General features: G+C 66.9%; 16 protein-coding genes and 1 pseudogene. 12 read left to right on the forward strand and 5 right to left on the reverse strand.

Annotated elements, in window-relative coordinates:
* Nucleotides 1-64 precede the first annotated feature (64 nt).
* The 6 genes from rpoB (at nt 65) to tuf (ending at nt 12,451) form a co-directional block, all read left to right on the forward strand.
* Nucleotides 65-3,550, forward strand: a complete 3,486-nt coding sequence (rpoB, locus tag DEJ49_RS21905) for a DNA-directed RNA polymerase subunit beta (RefSeq protein WP_150185734.1) — start codon at nt 65-67, stop codon at nt 3,548-3,550.
* A gap of 96 nt (nt 3,551-3,646) precedes the next feature.
* Complete coding sequence (locus DEJ49_RS21910) at nt 3,647-7,561, forward strand: DNA-directed RNA polymerase subunit beta' (RefSeq protein WP_150185735.1); 3,915 nt, start codon at nt 3,647-3,649, stop codon at nt 7,559-7,561.
* Nucleotides 7,562-8,102: 541 nt separating this feature from the next.
* On the forward strand, nt 8,103-8,474 hold the full coding sequence (gene rpsL, locus DEJ49_RS21915; protein WP_003948652.1) for a 30S ribosomal protein S12: 372 nt from the start codon (nt 8,103-8,105) through the stop codon (nt 8,472-8,474).
* Nucleotides 8,475-8,476: 2 nt separating this feature from the next.
* Nucleotides 8,477-8,947, forward strand: a complete 471-nt coding sequence (gene rpsG, locus DEJ49_RS21920) for a 30S ribosomal protein S7 (protein ID WP_003974303.1) — start codon at nt 8,477-8,479, stop codon at nt 8,945-8,947.
* Between the two features lie 39 nt (nt 8,948-8,986).
* A complete protein-coding gene (gene fusA / locus DEJ49_RS21925; RefSeq protein WP_150185736.1) occupies nt 8,987-11,113 on the forward strand; it encodes an elongation factor G in 2,127 nt (708 codons plus the stop codon).
* 144 nt (nt 11,114-11,257) lie between these two features.
* The gene (gene tuf, locus DEJ49_RS21930) at nt 11,258-12,451 is read left to right on the forward strand and encodes an elongation factor Tu (protein WP_062775123.1); all 1,194 of its coding nucleotides are present in this window, start codon (nt 11,258-11,260) and stop codon (nt 12,449-12,451) included.
* Nucleotides 12,452-12,596: 145 nt separating this feature from the next.
* Here tuf and DEJ49_RS21935 read toward each other — a convergent pair whose 3' ends face one another.
* From DEJ49_RS21935 to DEJ49_RS21950, 4 genes are all read right to left on the reverse strand, one after another.
* Nucleotides 12,597-13,184 (reverse strand): Uma2 family endonuclease, encoded by a 588-nt coding sequence (locus DEJ49_RS21935; protein WP_150185737.1) that lies wholly within the window; start codon nt 13,182-13,184, stop codon nt 12,597-12,599.
* A gap of 45 nt (nt 13,185-13,229) precedes the next feature.
* Entirely contained in the window at nt 13,230-13,484 is a 255-nt protein-coding gene (locus DEJ49_RS21940) for a hypothetical protein (protein ID WP_317850460.1), read from the reverse strand.
* A gap of 128 nt (nt 13,485-13,612) precedes the next feature.
* Entirely contained in the window at nt 13,613-14,554 is a 942-nt protein-coding gene (locus DEJ49_RS21945; RefSeq protein ID WP_150185739.1) for a helix-turn-helix domain-containing protein, read from the reverse strand.
* A gap of 217 nt (nt 14,555-14,771) precedes the next feature.
* Entirely contained in the window at nt 14,772-15,242 is a 471-nt protein-coding gene (locus DEJ49_RS21950) for an ATP-binding protein (protein ID WP_150185740.1), read from the reverse strand.
* 82 nt (nt 15,243-15,324) lie between these two features.
* On the opposite strand from DEJ49_RS21950, the pseudogene DEJ49_RS21955 reads away from it, so the two are divergent.
* Together DEJ49_RS21955 and DEJ49_RS21960 are read left to right on the forward strand one after the other, a co-directional pair.
* A pseudogene (locus tag DEJ49_RS21955) lies at nt 15,325-15,552 on the forward strand (Scr1 family TA system antitoxin-like transcriptional regulator); the annotation flags it as partial.
* The gene (locus tag DEJ49_RS21960; protein WP_150185741.1) at nt 15,549-15,758 is read left to right on the forward strand and encodes a DUF397 domain-containing protein; all 210 of its coding nucleotides are present in this window, start codon (nt 15,549-15,551) and stop codon (nt 15,756-15,758) included. The pseudogene DEJ49_RS21955 and the gene DEJ49_RS21960, both read left to right, overlap by 4 nt.
* 1 nt (nt 15,759) lies before the next feature.
* Here the strand turns inward: DEJ49_RS21960 and DEJ49_RS21965 are convergent, their stop codons facing one another.
* Complete coding sequence (locus tag DEJ49_RS21965) at nt 15,760-17,244, reverse strand: ADP-ribosylglycohydrolase family protein (RefSeq protein WP_317850461.1); 1,485 nt, start codon at nt 17,242-17,244, stop codon at nt 15,760-15,762.
* 478 nt (nt 17,245-17,722) lie between these two features.
* Here DEJ49_RS21965 and rpsJ point away from each other — a divergent pair, with 478 nt between their 5' ends.
* Genes rpsJ through rplW form a run of 4 tightly spaced genes read left to right on the forward strand, consistent with a single transcriptional unit; the run spans nt 17,723 to nt 19,774 of the window.
* Nucleotides 17,723-18,031: a 30S ribosomal protein S10 gene (rpsJ, locus tag DEJ49_RS21970; RefSeq protein WP_003948644.1), complete on the forward strand. Its 309-nt coding sequence runs from the start codon at nt 17,723-17,725 to the stop codon at nt 18,029-18,031.
* Nucleotides 18,032-18,045: 14 nt separating this feature from the next.
* The gene (gene rplC, locus DEJ49_RS21975) at nt 18,046-18,690 is read left to right on the forward strand and encodes a 50S ribosomal protein L3 (protein WP_030782583.1); all 645 of its coding nucleotides are present in this window, start codon (nt 18,046-18,048) and stop codon (nt 18,688-18,690) included.
* An 8-nt stretch (nt 18,691-18,698) separates the two neighbouring features.
* Nucleotides 18,699-19,355 (forward strand): 50S ribosomal protein L4, encoded by a 657-nt coding sequence (rplD, locus tag DEJ49_RS21980; RefSeq protein WP_150185742.1) that lies wholly within the window; start codon nt 18,699-18,701, stop codon nt 19,353-19,355.
* Entirely contained in the window at nt 19,355-19,774 is a 420-nt protein-coding gene (gene rplW / locus DEJ49_RS21985) for a 50S ribosomal protein L23 (protein WP_055564827.1), read from the forward strand. Before rplD ends, rplW begins: the two co-directional genes overlap by 1 nt.
* The last annotated feature ends 31 nt before the right edge of the window (nt 19,775-19,805 follow it).

Consider the following 19,805-nt stretch of genomic DNA (forward strand, 5'->3'; position numbering starts at 1 on the left):
TCTCTGTGTCCAGCCTGGGACCGGTACGCGCGTAGTGAGTCCGAGCCCTCGGAAGGACCCCCTCTTGGCCGCCTCGCGCACTGCCTCGACCGCGAATACGAACAACGGCGCCAGCACCGCCCCGCTGCGCATCTCCTTTGCAAAGATCAAGGAGCCCCTCGAGGTTCCGAACCTTCTTGCGCTGCAGACCGAGAGCTTTGACTGGCTGCTCGGCAATGACGCGTGGAAGGCTCGTGTCGAGGCGGCTCTGGAAAGCGGACAGGACGTCCCCACCAAGTCCGGTCTGGAGGAGATCTTCGAGGAGATCTCCCCGATCGAGGACTTCTCCGGGTCGATGTCCCTGACGTTCCGCGACCACCGTTTCGAGCCTCCGAAGAACTCGATCGACGAGTGCAAGGAGCGCGACTTCACGTTCGCCGCCCCGCTCTTCGTCACCGCCGAGTTCACCAACAACGAGACCGGCGAGATCAAGTCTCAGACGGTCTTCATGGGCGACTTCCCGCTCATGACGAACAAGGGCACCTTCGTCATCAACGGCACCGAGCGTGTCGTTGTGTCGCAGCTGGTCCGTTCGCCCGGTGTGTATTTCGATTCCTCGATCGACAAGACGTCCGACAAGGACATCTTCTCCGCCAAGATCATCCCGTCCCGGGGTGCCTGGCTGGAGATGGAGATCGACAAGCGCGACATGGTCGGTGTCCGCATCGACCGCAAGCGCAAGCAGTCGGTCACCGTTCTGCTCAAGGCTCTCGGTTGGACGACCGAGCAGATCCTCGAGGAGTTCGGCGAGTACGAGTCCATGCGCGCCACCCTGGAGAAGGACCACACCCAGGGCCAGGACGACGCGCTGCTCGACATCTACCGCAAGCTCCGTCCGGGCGAGCCGCCGACCCGTGAGGCCGCTCAGACGCTGCTCGAGAACCTCTACTTCAACCCGAAGCGCTACGACCTCGCGAAGGTCGGCCGCTACAAGGTCAACAAGAAGCTGGGTGCGGACGCTCCGCTCGACGCGGGCATCCTCACGGTCGAGGACATCATCGCCTCGATCAAGTACCTGGTGAAGCTGCACGCCGGTGAGACCGAGACCGTTGGCGACAGCGGCACGTCGATCGTCGTCGAGACCGACGACATCGACCACTTCGGCAACCGTCGTCTGCGCAACGTCGGCGAGCTCATCCAGAACCAGGTCCGCACGGGTCTGGCTCGTATGGAGCGCGTCGTCCGCGAGCGCATGACGACCCAGGACGTCGAGGCGATCACGCCGCAGACCCTGATCAACATTCGCCCGGTCGTGGCGTCGATCAAGGAATTCTTCGGCACCTCGCAGCTGTCGCAGTTCATGGACCAGAACAACCCGCTGTCGGGTCTGACGCACAAGCGTCGTCTCTCGGCGCTGGGTCCCGGTGGTCTGTCCCGTGAGCGGGCCGGCTTCGAGGTCCGTGACGTGCACCCGTCTCACTACGGCCGCATGTGCCCCATTGAGACGCCCGAAGGCCCGAACATCGGTCTGATCGGTTCGCTGGCTTCGTACGGCCGCGTCAACGCGTTCGGCTTCGTCGAGACGCCGTACCGCAAGGTCGTCGACGGCCAGGTCACCGACGACGTCGACTACCTGACGGCCGACGAGGAGGACCGCTTCGTCATCGCGCAGGCCAACGCCCCGCTGACGGACGACCTCCACTTCGCCGAGGCCCGCGTCCTGATCCGCCGTCGTGGCGGAGAGATCGACTACGTGCCCGGCACGGACGTCGACTACATGGACGTCTCGCCGCGCCAGATGGTGTCGGTCGCGACCGCGATGATCCCCTTCCTGGAGCACGACGACGCCAACCGTGCCCTCATGGGCGCGAACATGATGCGTCAGGCCGTGCCGCTGATCACCGCCGAGGCTCCCCTCGTCGGCACCGGCATGGAGTACCGCTGCGCGGTCGACGCCGGTGACGTGATCAAGGCCGAGAAGGCCGGTGTGGTCCAGGAGGTCTCCGCGGACTACGTCACGGTGACCAACGACGACGGCACGTACACCACGTACCGCATCGCCAAGTTCTCCCGGTCGAACCAGGGCACCTCCGTCAACCAGAAGGTTGTCGTCGACGAGGGCGCCCGCGTGATCGAGGGCCAGGTCCTGGCCGACGGTCCCGCGACCGAAGAGGGCGAGATGGCCCTCGGCAAGAACCTGCTCGTGGCGTTCATGCCGTGGGAGGGTCACAACTACGAGGACGCGATCATCCTGTCGCAGCGCCTCGTGCAGGACGACGTCCTCTCCTCGATCCACATCGAGGAGCACGAGGTCGACGCCCGTGACACCAAGCTCGGCCCGGAGGAGATCACCCGGGACATCCCGAACGTCTCCGAAGAGGTCCTCGCCGACCTCGACGAGCGCGGCATCATCCGTATCGGTGCCGAGGTCGTCGCCGGCGACATCCTCGTCGGCAAGGTCACGCCCAAGGGTGAGACCGAGCTGACGCCGGAGGAGCGCCTGCTCCGCGCGATCTTCGGTGAGAAGGCGCGCGAGGTCCGTGACACCTCCCTGAAGGTGCCGCACGGCGAGATCGGCAAGGTCATCGGCGTCCGCGTCTTCGACCGTGAAGAGGGCGACGAGCTGCCGCCGGGCGTGAACCAGCTGGTTCGTGTCTACGTGGCGCAGAAGCGCAAGATCACGGACGGCGACAAGCTGGCCGGCCGTCACGGCAACAAGGGTGTCATCTCGAAGATCCTTCCGATCGAGGACATGCCGTTCCTCGAGGACGGAACTCCGGTCGACATCATCCTGAACCCGCTGGGTGTGCCGTCCCGAATGAACCCGGGACAGGTCCTGGAGATCCACCTCGGCTGGCTCGCCAGCCGCGGCTGGGACGTCTCCGGCCTCGCGGACGAGTGGGCGCAGCGCCTGCAGGCCATCGGCGCCGACCAGGTCGACCCCGGCACGAACGTCGCCACCCCCGTCTTCGACGGTGCGCGTGAGGACGAGCTCGCCGGTCTGCTGCAGCACACCATCCCGAACCGCGACGGCGAGCGCATGGTGCTCCCGTCCGGCAAGGCGCAGCTGTTCGACGGCCGCTCCGGCGAGCCGTTCCCGGACCCGATCTCGGTCGGGTACATGTACATCCTCAAGCTGCACCACCTGGTCGACGACAAGCTCCACGCTCGTTCGACCGGTCCGTACTCGATGATCACCCAGCAGCCGCTGGGTGGTAAGGCACAGTTCGGTGGCCAGCGCTTCGGTGAGATGGAGGTGTGGGCGCTGGAGGCATACGGCGCCGCGTACGCCCTCCAGGAGCTGCTGACGATCAAGTCCGACGACGTGACCGGCCGCGTGAAGGTCTACGAGGCCATCGTCAAGGGCGAGAACATCCCCGAGCCCGGCATTCCCGAGTCCTTCAAGGTGCTCATCAAGGAAATGCAGTCCCTGTGCCTCAACGTGGAGGTGCTGTCCTCGGACGGCATGTCCATCGAGATGCGCGACACCGACGAGGACGTCTTCCGCGCGGCGGAGGAGCTCGGCATCGACCTGTCCCGGCGCGAGCCGAGCAGCGTCGAAGAGGTCTGACGGGTTGGCCGGCCGGATCGCGTATCCGGCCGGCTCTCCCCGGACCCGTTCAGACCATGATTGAGACTCGACCCCGAAAGAGGGATTGACGACAAAGTGCTCGACGTCAACTTCTTCGACGAGCTGCGGATCGGCCTTGCCACCGCGGACGACATCCGACAGTGGTCCCACGGCGAGGTCAAGAAGCCGGAGACCATCAACTACCGCACCCTGAAGCCCGAGAAGGACGGACTCTTCTGCGAGAAGATCTTCGGTCCGACCCGGGACTGGGAGTGCTACTGCGGCAAGTACAAGCGTGTCCGCTTCAAGGGCATCATCTGTGAGCGCTGCGGCGTCGAGGTCACTCGCGCCAAGGTGCGTCGTGAGCGGATGGGCCACATTGAGCTGGCCGCCCCTGTCACGCACATCTGGTACTTCAAGGGCGTCCCGTCGCGCCTCGGCTACCTGCTCGACCTCGCCCCGAAGGACCTCGAGAAGGTCATCTACTTCGCGGCGTACATGATCACGTTCGTGGACGAGGAGCGTCGCACCCGCGACCTGCCGTCCCTGGAGGCGCACGTCTCCGTCGAGCGTCAGCAGATCGAGAACCGTCGCGACTCCGACCTGGAGGCCCGCGCCAAGAAGCTCGAGACCGACCTGGCCGAGCTCGAGGCCGAGGGTGCCAAGGCCGACGTGCGCCGCAAGGTGCGCGAGGGCGCCGAGCGTGAGATGAAGCAGCTGCGCGACCGTGCGCAGCGCGAGATCGACCGTCTCGACGAGGTGTGGAACCGCTTCAAGAACCTCAAGGTCCAGGACCTCGAGGGCGACGAGCTGCTCTACCGCGAGCTGCGTGACCGCTTCGGCACGTACTTCGACGGCTCGATGGGTGCCGCGGCGCTGCAGAAGCGCCTGGAGTCCTTCGACCTCGACGAGGAGGCCGAGCGCCTCCGCGAGATCATCCGTACCGGCAAGGGCCAGAAGAAGACCCGTGCGCTCAAGCGCCTCAAGGTCGTCTCCGCGTTCCTGCAGACCAGCAACAGCCCCAAGGGCATGGTGCTGGACTGCGTGCCGGTCATCCCGCCGGACCTGCGTCCGATGGTGCAGCTGGACGGTGGCCGCTTCGCGACCTCCGACCTGAACGACCTGTACCGCCGCGTGATCAACCGCAACAACCGCCTGAAGCGCCTTCTCGACCTCGGTGCGCCCGAGATCATCGTGAACAACGAGAAGCGCATGCTCCAGGAGGCCGTCGACGCGCTCTTCGACAACGGCCGTCGTGGTCGCCCGGTGACGGGCCCCGGCAACCGTCCGCTGAAGTCGCTGTCCGACATGCTCAAGGGCAAGCAGGGTCGATTCCGTCAGAACCTGCTCGGCAAGCGTGTGGACTACTCCGCGCGTTCCGTGATCGTCGTCGGTCCGCAGCTGAAGCTGCACCAGTGTGGTCTGCCGAAGGCCATGGCGCTGGAGCTCTTCAAGCCGTTCGTGATGAAGCGCCTGGTCGACCTGAACCACGCGCAGAACATCAAGAGCGCCAAGCGGATGGTCGAGCGCGGCCGCACGGTCGTGTACGACGTCCTCGAAGAGGTCATCGCCGAGCACCCGGTTCTGCTGAACCGTGCGCCCACGCTGCACCGCCTCGGCATCCAGGCCTTCGAGCCGCAGCTGGTCGAGGGCAAGGCCATTCAGATCCACCCGCTCGTCTGCACCGCGTTCAACGCGGACTTCGACGGTGACCAGATGGCCGTGCACCTGCCGCTCTCCGCGGAGGCGCAGGCCGAGGCCCGCATCCTGATGCTGTCCTCGAACAACATCCTCAAGCCGGCCGACGGCCGTCCGGTCACGATGCCGACCCAGGACATGGTCCTCGGTCTGTTCTTCCTGACCACCGACGGTGAGCTCCGTGACACCAAGGGCGAGGGCCGTGCGTTCGGCTCCACGGCCGAGGCGATCATGGCGTTCGACGCCGGTGAGCTCGCGCTGCAGTCGACCGTCGACATCCGCTTCCCGGTGGGCACCATCCCGCCGCGCGGCTGGACCCCGCCGGTCTCCGAGGCGGGCGACGACGGTGTCGAGGAGCGGCCGTACCAGCAGGGCGACAGCTTCCGGCTGCGTACGTCCCTGGGCCGCGCGCTCTTCAACGAGCTGCTGCCCGAGGACTACCCGTTCGTCGACTACTCGGTCGGCAAGAAGCAGCTCTCCGAGATCGTCAACGACCTCGCCGAGCGCTACCCCAAGGTCATCGTGGCGGCGACGCTCGACAACCTGAAGGCGGCGGGCTTCTACTGGGCGACCCGTTCCGGCGTCACCGTGGCCATCTCCGACGTCGTGGTCCCCGCGGCCAAGAAGGAGATCGTCGCGGGCTACGAGGCCCAGGACGAGAAGGTCCAGAAGCAGTACGAGCGCGGTCTGATCACCAAGGACGAGCGCACGCAGGAGCTCATCGCGATCTGGACCAAGGCGACCAACGAGGTTGCCGAGGCGATGAACGCGAACTTCCCGAAGACGAACCCCATCTTCATGATGGTTGACTCGGGTGCCCGAGGAAACATGATGCAGATGCGTCAGATCGCCGGTATGCGTGGTCTGGTGTCGAACGCGAAGAACGAGACGATCCCGCGTCCGATCAAGGCCTCGTTCCGTGAGGGCCTGACCGTTCTCGAGTACTTCATCTCCACGCACGGTGCCCGTAAGGGTCTGGCGGACACGGCTCTCCGTACCGCCGACTCCGGTTACCTCACCCGTCGTCTGGTCGACGTCTCGCAGGACGTCATCATTCGCGAGGAGGACTGTGGCACCGAGCGCGGTCTGAAGCTCAAGATCGCGGTCAAGGGCGAGGACGGTGTGCTCCGCAAGACGGAGAACGTCGAGACCTCGGTCTACGCCCGCATGCTGGCCGAGGACGTCGTCATCGACGGCAAGGTCATCGCGCCGGCCAACGTCGACCTCGGTGACGTCCTCATCGACGCCCTGGTCGCCAACGGCGTCGAGGAGGTCAAGACCCGCTCGGTCCTGACCTGTGAGTCCGCGGTCGGCACCTGTGCCTTCTGCTACGGCCGTTCGCTCGCCACCGGCAAGCTGGTCGACATCGGTGAGGCGGTCGGCATCATCGCCGCCCAGTCCATCGGTGAGCCCGGCACGCAGCTGACGATGCGTACCTTCCACACCGGTGGTGTGGCCGGTGACGACATCACCCAGGGTCTGCCCCGTGTCGTCGAGCTCTTCGAGGCTCGTACGCCGAAGGGTGTCGCCCCGATCTCCGAGGCCGCGGGCCGTGTCCGCATCGAAGAGACGGAAAAGACCAAGAAGATCGTCGTCACCCCGGACGACGGCAGCGACGAGACGGCGTTCCCGATCTCGAAGCGTGCCAAGGTCCTGGTGCGCGAGGGCGACCACGTCGAGGTGGGCCAGAAGCTCACCTTCGGTGCGACGAACCCGCACGACGTGCTGCGGATCCTCGGTCAGCGCGCGGTCCAGGTCCACCTGGTCGGCGAGGTCCAGAAGGTCTACAACTCGCAGGGTGTGTCGATCCACGACAAGCACATCGAGATCATCATCCGGCAGATGCTGCGCCGTGTGACGATCATCGAGTCCGGCGACGCGGAGCTGCTGCCGGGCGAGCTCGTCGAGCGCTCGAAGTTCGAGACCGAGAACCGTCGTGTGGTCACGGAAGGCGGCCACCCGGCCTCCGGCCGTCCGCAGCTGATGGGTATCACCAAGGCCTCGCTGGCGACGGAATCCTGGCTGTCGGCCGCCTCCTTCCAGGAGACGACCCGAGTCCTGACGGATGCGGCGATCAACGCCAAGTCCGACAGCCTCATCGGCCTCAAGGAGAACGTCATCATCGGTAAGCTCATCCCGGCCGGTACGGGTCTGTCCCGCTACCGCAACATCCGGGTCGAGCCGACCGAGGAGGCCAAGGCCGCGATGTACTCGGCCGTCGGCTACGACGACATCGACTACTCCCCGTTCGGCACGGGCTCCGGCCAGGCCGTTCCGCTGGAGGACTACGACTACGGGCCGTACAACCAGTAGGTCCCATGTCTGCTGAAGGGCGTCCGCTTCCTTTGGGGGTGGGCGCCCTTCGGCGTTCGGTCTGGTGGCCCATGGCCGGGAGGCGCCCTTCACGCTGGTCTACGGGGCGTACGTGGCTGTTTCGTGCGCGAAGGGCGGGATGGGCCATCGATCGTGCCGGCGTTGGCTGTACCGCCGGTACTGGCACGCGTTCTGCGGAAGCAGTCCACAGGTATGTGCGGGCATGCCGGATCGGGCGGATGTCCAATTGATCAAGGACTTTCTGCGGCAGGCTTGATCTGCAGATGTCCGGCGTGTCGCCCCCCATCGCATTTGTTTTGACCAGACTCGATGAGGTAGGTACGCTCAGACCTTGTGCCTGGGGTGTGCCTGGGCTCGCGCGCGTGTCATCAGCCGCTGCGGGAGTCCGAGAAAGGCCACCGTAATCTGCGCCCCTTTCCGCCTTGCGGCGGGAGTCTGCAGCATTCGACACACCCGACCGCGTGGGTCGGCGACGTTCCGGGTTAGCTTTACTATTCGGCACACAGAAACCGGAGAAGTAGTGCCTACGATCCAGCAGCTGGTCCGTAAGGGCCGGCAGGACAAGGTCGAGAAGAACAAGACGCCCGCACTTGAGGGTTCGCCCCAGCGCCGTGGCGTCTGCACGCGTGTGTTCACGACCACCCCGAAGAAGCCGAACTCGGCCCTCCGTAAGGTCGCGCGTGTGCGTCTGACCTCCGGGATCGAGGTCACGGCCTACATTCCGGGTGAGGGACACAACCTGCAGGAGCACTCCATCGTGCTCGTGCGTGGTGGCCGTGTGAAGGACCTGCCTGGTGTTCGTTACAAGATCATCCGCGGTTCCCTCGACACCCAGGGTGTCAAGAACCGCAAGCAGGCCCGCAGCCGCTACGGCGCCAAGAAGGAGAAGTAAGAATGCCTCGTAAGGGCCCCGCCCCGAAGCGCCCGGTCATCATCGACCCGGTCTACGGTTCTCCTCTGGTGACCTCCCTCATCAACAAGGTGCTGCTGAACGGCAAGCGCTCCACCGCCGAGCGCATCGTGTACGGCGCCATGGAGGGCCTGCGCGAGAAGACCGGCAACGACCCGGTCATCACGCTGAAGCGCGCGCTCGAGAACATCAAGCCGACCCTCGAGGTCAAGTCCCGCCGTGTCGGTGGCGCGACCTACCAGGTCCCGATCGAGGTCAAGCCGGGCCGTGCGAACACGCTCGCCCTGCGCTGGCTCGTCGGTTACTCCCGCGCCCGTCGCGAGAAGACCATGACCGAGCGTCTGCTCAACGAGCTCCTCGACGCCTCCAACGGCCTCGGTGCCGCTGTGAAGAAGCGCGAGGACACCCACAAGATGGCCGAGTCCAACAAGGCCTTCGCGCACTACCGCTGGTAGTCGCTACCCCCATCGAGACCGAGAGAAGACTGAGCCGACATGGCTACCACTTCACTTGACCTGGCCAAGGTGCGCAACATCGGCATCATGGCCCACATCGACGCGGGCAAGACGACGACCACCGAGCGGATCCTGTTCTACACCGGTGTGTCGTACAAGATCGGTGAGGTCCACGACGGTGCCGCCACGATGGACTGGATGGAGCAGGAGCAGGAGCGTGGCATCACGATCACCTCTGCTGCCACCACCTGTCACTGGCCGCTGAACGACGTCGATCACACGATCAACATCATCGACACCCCGGGCCACGTCGACTTCACCGTCGAGGTGGAGCGTTCGCTCCGCGTGCTCGACGGTGCCGTGACGGTGTTCGACGGCGTTGCCGGCGTCGAGCCCCAGTCCGAGACCGTGTGGCGTCAGGCGGACCGTTACGGCGTCCCGCGTATCTGCTTCGTCAACAAGCTCGACCGCACCGGTGCCGAGTTCCACCGTTGTGTCGACATGATCGTCGACCGCCTCGGTGCGACCCCGATCGTCATGCAGCTGCCCATCGGCGCAGAGGCTGACTTCAAGGGCGTCGTCGACCTCGTCACCATGAAGGCCTTCGTCTGGTCCGCAGAGACCAAGATGGGCGAGGCCTACGACATCGTCGACATCCCCGACACGCACACCGAGGCTGCCGAGGAGTACCGCGGCAAGCTGCTCGAGGCCGTCGCGGAGAACGACGAAGAGATGATGGAGCTGTACCTGGAGGGCCAGGAGCCCACCGAGGAGCAGCTGTACGCGGCGATCCGTCGCATCACCATCGCCTCCGGCAAGGGCGGCGACACCACCGTCACCCCCGTCTTCTGCGGTACCGCGTTCAAGAACAAGGGCGTCCAGCCCCTGCTCGACGCGGTCGTGCGCTACCTTCCCTCCCCCCTGGACGTCGAGGCCATCGAGGGCCACGACGTCAAGGACCCGGAGCTGGTCGTCAAGCGCAAGCCGTCCGACGACGAGCCGCTGTCGGCCCTCGCGTTCAAGATCGCGAGCGACCCGCACCTCGGCAAGCTCACCTTCGTCCGGATCTACTCCGGTCGCCTGGACTCCGGCACCGCGGTGCTGAACTCCGTCAAGGGCAAGAAGGAGCGCATCGGCAAGATCTACCGCATGCACGCGAACAAGCGTGAGGAGATCGAGTCGGTGGGCGCCGGTGACATCGTCGCCGTCATGGGCCTGAAGCAGACCACCACGGGTGAGACGCTCTCCGACGACAAGGCTCCGGTCATCCTGGAGTCCATGGACTTCCCGGCCCCGGTGATCGAGGTCGCCATCGAGCCGAAGTCCAAGGGCGACCAGGAGAAGCTGGGTGTCGCCATCCAGCGTCTCTCGGAGGAGGACCCCTCCTTCCGCGTCCACTCGGACGAGGAGACCGGCCAGACCATCATCGGTGGTATGGGTGAGCTCCACCTCGAGGTGCTCGTCGACCGCATGAAGCGCGAGTTCCGCGTCGAGGCGAACGTCGGCAAGCCGCAGGTGGCGTACCGCGAGACGATCCGCAAGGCCGTCGAGCGCGTCGACTTCACGCACAAGAAGCAGACCGGTGGTACCGGTCAGTTCGCCAAGGTGCAGATCGCGATCGAGCCGATCCTCGATGGCGACGCGTCGTACGAGTTCGTCAACAAGGTCACCGGTGGCCGCATCCCGCGGGAGTACATCCCGTCGGTCGACGCCGGTGCGCAGGAAGCCATGCAGTTCGGCATCCTCGCGGGCTACGAGATGACGGGCGTCCGCGTCACGCTCATCGACGGTGCCTACCACGAGGTCGACTCCTCGGAGCTCGCCTTCAAGATCGCCGGTTCGCAGGCCTTCAAGGAGGCCGCGCGCAAGGCGTCCCCCGTGCTGCTCGAGCCGATGATGGCCGTCGAGGTCACCACGCCCGAGGACTACATGGGCGATGTCATCGGCGACATCAACTCCCGCCGTGGCCAGATCCAGGCCATGGAGGAGCGCAGCGGCGCTCGCGTCGTGAAGGGCCTCGTGCCCCTCTCGGAGATGTTCGGCTACGTCGGAGACCTCCGCAGCAAGACGTCGGGTCGCGCAAGCTACTCAATGCAGTTCGACTCCTACGCCGAGGTTCCGCGGAACGTCGCCGAGGAGATCATCGCGAAGGCCAAGGGCGAGTAACTCACCCGAGTTCACGCTTTAGGCTTGACACCATCCGCCGGGGTTCGACCCCGCAGGGCGAGAACCCCGGCGGCTGGCTTCCCAGCAAAGATCACCTGGCGCCGATGAAGCAAGGCGTACAGAACCACTCCACAGGAGGACCCAGTGGCGAAGGCGAAGTTCGAGCGGACTAAGCCGCACGTCAACATCGGCACCATCGGTCACATTGACCACGGTAAGACGACCCTCACGGCCGCCATTACCAAGGTGCTGCACGACGCGTACCCCGACCTGAACGAGGCCTCGGCCTTCGACCAGATCGACAAGGCTCCCGAGGAGCGCCAGCGCGGTATCACGATCTCGATCGCGCACGTCGAGTACCAGACCGAGGCGCGTCACTACGCCCACGTCGACTGCCCCGGTCACGCGGACTACATCAAGAACATGATCACGGGTGCCGCGCAGATGGACGGCGCGATCCTCGTGGTTGCCGCCACCGACGGCCCGATGCCGCAGACCAAGGAGCACGTGCTCCTGGCCCGCCAGGTCGGCGTTCCCTACATCGTTGTCGCCCTGAACAAGGCCGACATGGTGGACGACGAGGAGATCCTGGAGCTCGTCGAGCTCGAGGTCCGTGAGCTCCTCTCCGAGTACGAGTTCCCGGGCGACGACGTTCCGGTCGTCAAGGTCTCGGCGCTCAAGGCGCTCGAGGGCGACAAGGAGTGGGGCAACTCCGTCCTCGAGCTCATGGCCGCCGTCGACTCCGCGATCCCGGAGCCGGAGCGCGACGTCGACAAGCCGTTCCTCATGCCGATCGAGGACGTCTTCACGATCACCGGTCGTGGCACGGTCGTCACCGGTCGTATCGAGCGTGGTGTCCTCAAGGTCAACGAGACCGTCGACATCATCGGCATCAAGACCGAGAAGACCACCACCACGGTCACCGGCATCGAGATGTTCCGCAAGCTGCTCGACGAGGGCCAGGCCGGTGAGAACGTCGGTCTGCTCCTCCGTGGCATCAAGCGCGAGGACGTCGAGCGCGGCCAGGTCATCATCAAGCCCGGTTCGGTCACGCCGCACACCGAGTTCGAGGCCCAGGCCTACATCCTGTCGAAGGACGAGGGTGGCCGTCACACCCCGTTCTTCAACAACTACCGCCCGCAGTTCTACTTCCGCACCACCGACGTGACCGGCGTCGTGACCCTCCCCGAGGGCACCGAGATGGTCATGCCGGGCGACAACACTGAGATGACCGTTGAGCTCATCCAGCCCGTCGCGATGGAAGAGGGCCTGAAGTTCGCCATCCGTGAGGGTGGCCGGACCGTCGGCGCCGGCCAGGTCACCAAGATCAACAAGTAAGTCCTCCCGACTTGCTTGCGGATCGGGGTAACCCGGTTGCTCTGAACTGAGCGCATCGCAGGACACGCAGTAACGGAAGGGCCCGTACGACTTCGGTCGTACGGGCCCTTTCGCGTGGACGCGGCCGTTTCGACGCCTCAGCGGCCTACTGGTAGCGAGGCAGGGACTCGGTCGGAATCGTCCACTCTGCGATGGTGACGTCCTCGCCGTAGACGAAGTCCTTACGGGTCGCATAGCGCGGACCCTGCGGGGTGGCGTGGATGTCGGTGAGGACGGCACCCGTACCGGTGCGTGGGTCGAAGATCGCGTAAACGGGGATGCCGAGCAGCGGGTAGTCCCGCATCTTGCTCACCCAGTCGTTGTCCGGGTTGGAGCGCGAAACGATCTCGATCGCGGCGATGAGCGTACGAGGGTCGAAGGCCTCCGGCACCTCCATGTCCGCCTCGGCGATCACCATGATGTCCGGGTGCCGCATGATCCCCCCGGGTTCGTCCTCCACATCAGGCGTCCCCGTGTGGGCCACCAGCTCCTCCGGCATCACCTTCTCCAGGCGCTTCCGTAGGCGCAGCGCAGTCAGCTCGTGGGGTCCAACGGGCGACAGCATGTCGTGGACGATCCCTTCCTGGGTGATCTCAAACTTGCCCGGAAGGGCGTCCCCGAGCTGCACGACGGCGTCCCGCATCGCCTGGTACTGGGAGCTGCCCTGTCGTGCACTGTGCGGCGTGACGGTCATGGCGTGCGCTCCTCGTCTGTGCCCGGGGGCCAAGGGTCGTCACGTTCATGCTAGGTCGCCTCTCGGCCGGGGCGGTGATTGTCCGGAGCCCTGCACCGCCTTCATGGCGTTGTCCAGGACGGCGCTCAGCTCGCGCAGGGCTTCACGGGCGACGGTGGCGTCCTCGTGTTCGAGGTCCCGCGTGGCGCGGGCGTGCCGCGTGGAAAGGTCGGGGCGGCGGGCGATCTCGATGTCCCTGGCCCAGGTCAGGACCCAGCCCTGCACGGGGCTGAGGGACTGCCATGCGGCAGCCTTGGCCAAGGCTTCGTCCTTGGTTCGCTGCATTTCCGGCAGGCGGGCCGGGGCGACGACTGCGAGGGCGGCGTGCAGGGCATCCAGGGTCTGGGCGGGGCGGGGGACCAGTTCGTGGGCGTGGCCGGGCTGTGGGGTCAGGGTTTCCTCCCGGCTCCGTTCTCGGTGCAGTCGCGGCAGCGGCCCGGTTCTGGGGCTCGGTAGGCGCGGTCGCAGGTTTCGCAGTTCTGGAGTGGATGGCGGGTGGGCTGCGGGGCGTGGAACGGGGGTGAGGGTGGGATCAGGGCTGTCAGTCGGTGGGACAGGAGAGCGGCGGGGTGGCGGGGGCCATCGGGTGGGAGGGAATGGGTCAGGGCGTGGTGTACGGAGGCCGGAGTGGCTTCTCGTTCCAGCCAGGCGGCTACGCCAGGGGTGAGGTGGGCGGTTTCTAGGGCGGTGAGGAGCAGGTGGGGGGCTTGGTGGCGTAGGTCCGTAAGGGTGTCAGCGGCCTGTTGGAGGAGGGCCGGGGTGGGGGAGGAGGGGTGCGGTACGGCAGGGAGGGAGCGGAGGTGCTTGCGGGGTGCGTGCGGGGGCTCGCCGGGCGTGGGTGGGGCTGAGACGGTGGCGGGCTGCCTGCGTGGTGCGGTGGGGGCGCGCTGAGCCGCCACCTGTGGGTGGTTGCAGGACGTCGTGCGGGTGATGATGCGGCCGGCGGGGGTGCGTTCGCGCTCGCGGCGCAGGTAGCCGTGGGTCTCCAGCTCGCGCAGGGCCGCGGCGATGCGGGCCGCGCCCTCCGGGAAACGGGTGGTGAGGCTCTTGATGTCGACCCGGGATCCGGCTGGCAGCGACTGGATGTGGCAGCCCAGGCCGATCGCCAGGAGGGAGAGCTCCCGGTGCTGGGTGAGGTGGTTGCCGATCACCGTGAAGCGCGTGGTGTGGCGGGTGTTCTCGTGCGTGATTCCGGACGTGGGTGCGGAGGCGTTGGGCCGTCGACGCGTGTCCGTTCGGCTGCGGGGGTGTCGGGTCGCCCGTGCGTGGGATTGATTGCCGCCAGAAGCGGACTGGGCGCGCGGGGGCGCGCTAGGGTTTTGGGTGTCCATCGGGAAGGTGCTTTCTTCCTCGGTGGTCAGGCCCTCGCCTCGGGATTGCCGTCCCGGCGGGGGCCGTCGCATGTCTGGTGTTGTTGTTCGGCTGCTGGGGCTGAGAGTAGGGCCATTGGGGGGCCGGAAAGCCAGCCGAGCCGGGGATGTTCACCCGGGGGAGTGAGCCGCCCCTGGCGGGGCCTGGTGGGGTTTGGTGGGGTGTCTCTTCTCCGTCTTACGTTCCTTGGGAAAAGGCACCGGCGGTACCGGAGCACGGGGGGTCGGGCTCCGGTGGCGTGAGGCTCAGTTCCGCCCACACCGTCTTGCGCGGAAAGCGGTCCTCCGTTACTCCCCAGCGGTGTGCCAGCGCTTCTACGAGGAGCAGGCCACGCCCCGATTCGGCGTCGGGGGATGCGGGGCGGGGGATGGGCAGGCATTCGGGGTGCGTGTCTGTGACCTCGATGCGGAGCGCTTCCGCAGTGGCGTGCAGTGCGAGTCGGAAGTCGCGGCCCGGTACACGGCCGTGGGCTGCGGCGTTGGCGGCGAGCTCCGCGACGATGTGGCGGGCCGGGTCCAGGGGGAGCCCCCACGAACGAAACTGCTCGGTTGCGAGAAGTCGTGCGAGGCGGGCTCCGCGAGGCGTGGGGGAGAGCAGGACGCTGAAGTGACGGGCGATGTGGGGGAGTTCGGCGGTTTCCTGGTTCACGTCACTCAGCGTGGCCCCTGACTCTTACGCTGCGCAGTGACATGACGGCCGCGTACGGTCACTGTCCTGCGTTTGTCCAGGGATGCCGACGTACCGCGAAGCTCATCCGGGGATGGACGGGAAGATCGAGGTGCTGAAGTTCCGGGACGGCACAGCAGTGGGGCGTTCAGAAGGCGCCTTCAACGGTCGTCCTGTGACGTGCCCGAAGCAGCTCCGCATCCTTGAGATGCGGTACGGAATCATCCGAGCCGAGGCACTCTCGCCACGGGAGACGCTGACCTTCATCGAGCAAGTGCTGGGAGAGACATGATCCGCAAGGCTGCCGCGCAAGGCGTTCCCGAGCTGGCCTGGTTCAAGAGCAGCTACAGCAGCGACGGGAACGAGGGTGACTGCGTAGAGGTCGCCCACGCCCCCCGCGCCGTCCACGTCCGCGACTCGAAGCAGACGTCAGGCCCTCGCCTCGCCCTCAGCGGCACCGCCTGGGCCGCCTTCCTTGCCCACGCCGCCCGGCGCTGACTCAGTCCCGGTCCCACGCCCCGCCCAGCGCCCCCAACCGCTCCCCGTACTCCACCGCCTCCACCCACTCCGGAGGCCACCCCGACGGGCCTCGGTGCGCTCCCGCCAGCGCCCCCGCCAGGGCCGCCGTCGCCGCCGAGGGGCCGGAGGTGTGCGCCGCCCGGCGCAGGGCCTGGCGCGGGTGCGCCCCCGTCGACAGGAACGCGTACAGGGCGCCGCCCAGCACCGTCTCCGCCGTCCACGCCGTACCCACCGCCGCGCCCGGATCCGTGTCGCTCCCCAGCGCCGCCTCCACCGCGTCCAGCACCGCCACGCACTCGTCCCAGCCCGCCGCGATGAACGACACCGCCTCGGCCCGGGGCGCCAGGTCGCCCAGCCAGTCCGCGCGGTACGTGTGGCGGGACGCCGACGCGTACAGACGCAGCTCGCCGAGCAGGTCGGCAGGCTTGCAGCGGTGCCTCAGCAGGTCCACCGCGTGCGACGCCAGGTCACTTGCCGCCAGGGCTGTGGGGTGGGCGTGGGTGAGGGCTGCCTGTAGTTGGGCGATTCCCGAGCGTTGGTCGGGGGTCAGGTACGGCGCCAGGCCCACCGTCGCCGCTCGTACCACCGCCGCGCAGCCCTTCGAGCCGGTCGCCGTCGCCTGTTGCCAGGGGACCGGGGTCGACAGCGCCTCGCAGGATTCCCGCGTCGTACGGCCGGGGGAGCGGTCGTTGTCCGGGGAGCGGTGCCAACCGATCAGGTGGGTGCGCAGGGCCGTCGTCACCGCCCCGGGGGTCAGCCAGGGTGGGGCAGGGACGGCGCCCCGTACCGTGAGCGCCTGCCTCGCCTCTGCCTCCGGCAACGGGGCCCGTACCGCCACCTCCGCCAGCGCCTCCCCTACCGCCAGCGTCAGCTGCGTCTGGTCCGAGACCCGTACCGTGCCGTCGGAGGAGAGAGGGAGCTCCATCGATTGCCAGGGGCCGTAGACGGCGGTGATGCGGTCCAGCCCCAGCCCGGAGAGCGGGCGGCCCATCGCGTCGCCGATCGCCAGGCCCTGGAGCGCCGCACGGCACGACCTCCACACGGTGCGGCGGTAGGGCTGGTCCGCCAGGGCGTAGAGGGAGGCCAGGTCCGGGGAGGTCGTGAGTGAGCCCGGGAGCGCCCCCAGGGCCTCGCTGGTCAGCTCCTGCAGCACTCTCGTCGGCGGTACGCCCCGCTCCTTGCCGGCCCGTAGGCGGCGCAGCCACACGCCGCCCGCGTTCACCGCCCGCGTCCCCGCGTCCCTCCGTATGATCCAGCCCGCCGCGTCGTCCTCGTCGCACGCCCACACGTAGGTGGTGACGGTGCCGTCGTCGTCCGCCACGGCCACGTACCGGACCGGGCGGGTCGTCTCCTCCGCGTACTCGGGCGGGCCGCTCACGTATGAGAAGGCCACGTCCTCCTCGAAGCGGGGGTTGATGTACTTCCGGGGGAGGAAGCGGGGGGCGGGGGAGGTTGCGTCGCTCACCCGTCCACCCTCCCCGAAGCCGTCACCGGCGCGTCGCGCCCGCCCCGGGTTTGATCTCCGTCACTCAGCGGGTAATGTCTTCCGCTCGATTGGCACCACACGTGCCCCGTATGGCAGACTGTCCTGGTTGCTCGGTTGAGTGCCGATGCTGCGCGCCTCCCGCCGGGAGGACCGGAAGCGAGTCCCACAGTACTCGTCGCCTTATCTGCCCCACGGGTCCGCGAGGACCTGGACGGCAGCGCTGGGGCGGACGTACGGGAATCTTTCGGGAAGTGCGGTGCGGTTGCTCGGCCAGGCGCCCGGTGGGTTTCTTCCCCCGGACCCGCGGTCAGCGAGGGCCGCAGCCCCTAGCAGGGAACTCCTTCGGGAGAACTGTGTGAGCGGGACTGCGACACGCCCGACCGCGTGGGTCGGAGGAGGTAGAAAAAAGGGCCTCCCGGGAGCCAGAGCGTTCGAGACGAAGGACTACTAAGTAGCCATGGCGGGACAGAAGATCCGCATCCGGCTCAAGGCCTACGACCACGAGGTCATCGACTCCTCGGCGAAGAAGATCGTCGAGACGGTGACCCGCACTGGTGCGTCGGTCGCGGGCCCGGTGCCGCTGCCCACTGAGAAGAACGTGTACTGCGTCATCAAGTCGCCGCACAAGTACAAGGACTCTCGCGAGCACTTCGAGATGCGCACGCACAAGCGCCTGATCGACATCCTCGACCCGACCCCCAAGACCGTTGACTCGCTGATGCGCCTGGACCTTCCGGCCGGCGTTGACATCGAGATCAAGCTCTGAAGGGCGCGAAGAAGATGACCAAGCAGATCAAGGGCATCCTGGGCGAGAAGCTCGGCATGACCCAGGTCTGGGACGAGAACAACCGTGTCGTCCCGGTGACCGTGGTCAAGGCCGGGCCCTGCGTCGTTACCCAGGTCCGTACGAATGACAGCGACGGCTACGAGTCGGTCCAGATCGCCTTCGGCGAGATCGACCCGCGCAAGGTGAACAAGCCCCTCAAGGGCCACTTCGCCAAGGCCGACGTGACCCCCCGTCGCCACCTCGTCGAGATCCGTACCGCTGGTGCCAGCGAGTACACCCTCGGCCAGGAGCTGACTGCCGAGACGTTCGAGGCCGGTATCAAGGTCGACGTCACCGGCAAGAGCAAGGGCAAGGGCTTCGCCGGTGTGATGAAGCGTCACAACTTCCACGGTGGCAAGGCCTCCCACGGTGCCCACCGCGTGCACCGCAAGCCCGGTTCCATCGGTGGCTGTGCCACCCCCGGCCGTGTCTTCAAGGGCATGCGCATGGCGGGTCGCATGGGCAACGAGCGGGTCACCACCCAGAACCTGACCGTCCACGCCGTTGACGCGGAGAAGGGCCTGCTGCTCATCAAGGGCGCGGTTCCTGGTCCGAACGGCGGCCTCGTCCTGGTCCGTACCGCGGCCAAGGGGGCCTGAGGTAACCCATGAGCACCATTGACATCCTTTCGCCGGCAGGCGACAAGACCGGGACGGTCGAGCTCCCCGCGGAGATCTTCGACGTCGAGAAGATCAGCATCCCGCTGATCCACCAGGTCGTCGTCGCTCAGCTGGCCGCGGCCCGTCAGGGCACGCACAAGACCAAGACCCGCGGCGAAGTCCGTGGTGGTGGCAAGAAGCCTTACCGCCAGAAGGGCACCGGCCGCGCGCGCCAGGGTTCGACCCGTGCGCCGCAGTTCGCCGGCGGTGGCGTCGTCCACGGCCCCGTGCCGCGTGACTACTCCCAGCGCACTCCCAAGAAGATGAAGGCTGCCGCTCTGCGTCACGCCCTCACCGACCGGGCGCGCAACTCCCGCATCCACGTCGTCTCCGGCGTGGTCGAGGGCGAGATCTCGACGAAGGCCGCGAAGAGCCTGCTCGGCAAGGTCAGTGAGCGCAAGAACGTGCTCCTGGTCATCGAGCGCTCGGACGAGGCTTCGCTGCTCTCCGCCCGCAACCTGCCCCAGGTGCACATCCTGGAGCCGGGCCAGCTGAACACGTACGACGTGCTCGTCTCGGACGACGTGGTCTTCACCAAGGCCGCCTTCGAGTCCTTCGTGTCTGGCCCCACCAAGGCCGATGAGACCGAAGGGAGCGAAGCCTGATGGCTATCCGTCACCAGAGCATCGCGTCCAAGGCCGCGAAGGCCGCCAAGGCCGCGCGCGTCGCCAAGGCGAAGCGCATCGCGACCGAGGGCAAGATCGCCGTTGAGCCCACCCCGCTGAGCAAGTCCTTCTCGGACCCGCGCGACGTCCTCGTCAAGCCGGTCGTCTCCGAGAAGTCGTACGCGCTGCTCGACGAGGGCAAGTACACGTTCATCGTGGCTCCGGGCGCCAACAAGACCCAGATCAAGCAGGCCGTCGAGGCGGTCTTCTCGGTCAAGGTCACCGGCGTCAACACGATCAACCGTCAGGGCAAGCGGAAGCGTACGCGCACCGGGTTCGGCAAGCGTGCCGACACCAAGCGCGCCATCGTGACCCTTGCTGAGGGCGACCGTATCGACATCTTCGGCCAGGCCTCCTAACGGAGCGCCCTGGTCCGAATATCGGACGAGG

It is taken from the genome of Streptomyces venezuelae, from assembly GCF_008642335.1.
In the GTDB taxonomy this organism is placed as follows: Bacteria; Actinomycetota; Actinomycetes; order Streptomycetales; family Streptomycetaceae; genus Streptomyces; species Streptomyces venezuelae_F.

Bases quoted from the DNA above. Each gene is read 5' to 3' on its own strand.
- rplD (WP_150185742.1), top strand. From the start codon at position 18,699: ATGAGCACCATTGACATCCTTTCGCCGGCAGGCGACAAGACCGGGACG.
- fusA (WP_150185736.1), top strand. From the start codon at position 8,987: ATGGCTACCACTTCACTTGACCTGGCCAAGGTGCGCAACATCGGCATC.
- rpsG (WP_003974303.1), top strand. From the start codon at position 8,477: ATGCCTCGTAAGGGCCCCGCCCCGAAGCGCCCGGTCATCATCGACCCG.
- rpsJ (WP_003948644.1), top strand. From the start codon at position 17,723: ATGGCGGGACAGAAGATCCGCATCCGGCTCAAGGCCTACGACCACGAG.
- DEJ49_RS21945 (WP_150185739.1), bottom strand. From the start codon at position 14,554: ATGGACACCCAAAACCCTAGCGCGCCCCCGCGCGCCCAGTCCGCTTCT.
- rplW (WP_055564827.1), top strand. From the start codon at position 19,355: ATGGCTATCCGTCACCAGAGCATCGCGTCCAAGGCCGCGAAGGCCGCC.
- rplC (WP_030782583.1), top strand. From the start codon at position 18,046: ATGACCAAGCAGATCAAGGGCATCCTGGGCGAGAAGCTCGGCATGACC.
- DEJ49_RS21960 (WP_150185741.1), top strand. From the start codon at position 15,549: ATGATCCGCAAGGCTGCCGCGCAAGGCGTTCCCGAGCTGGCCTGGTTC.
- DEJ49_RS21935 (WP_150185737.1), bottom strand. From the start codon at position 13,184: ATGACCGTCACGCCGCACAGTGCACGACAGGGCAGCTCCCAGTACCAG.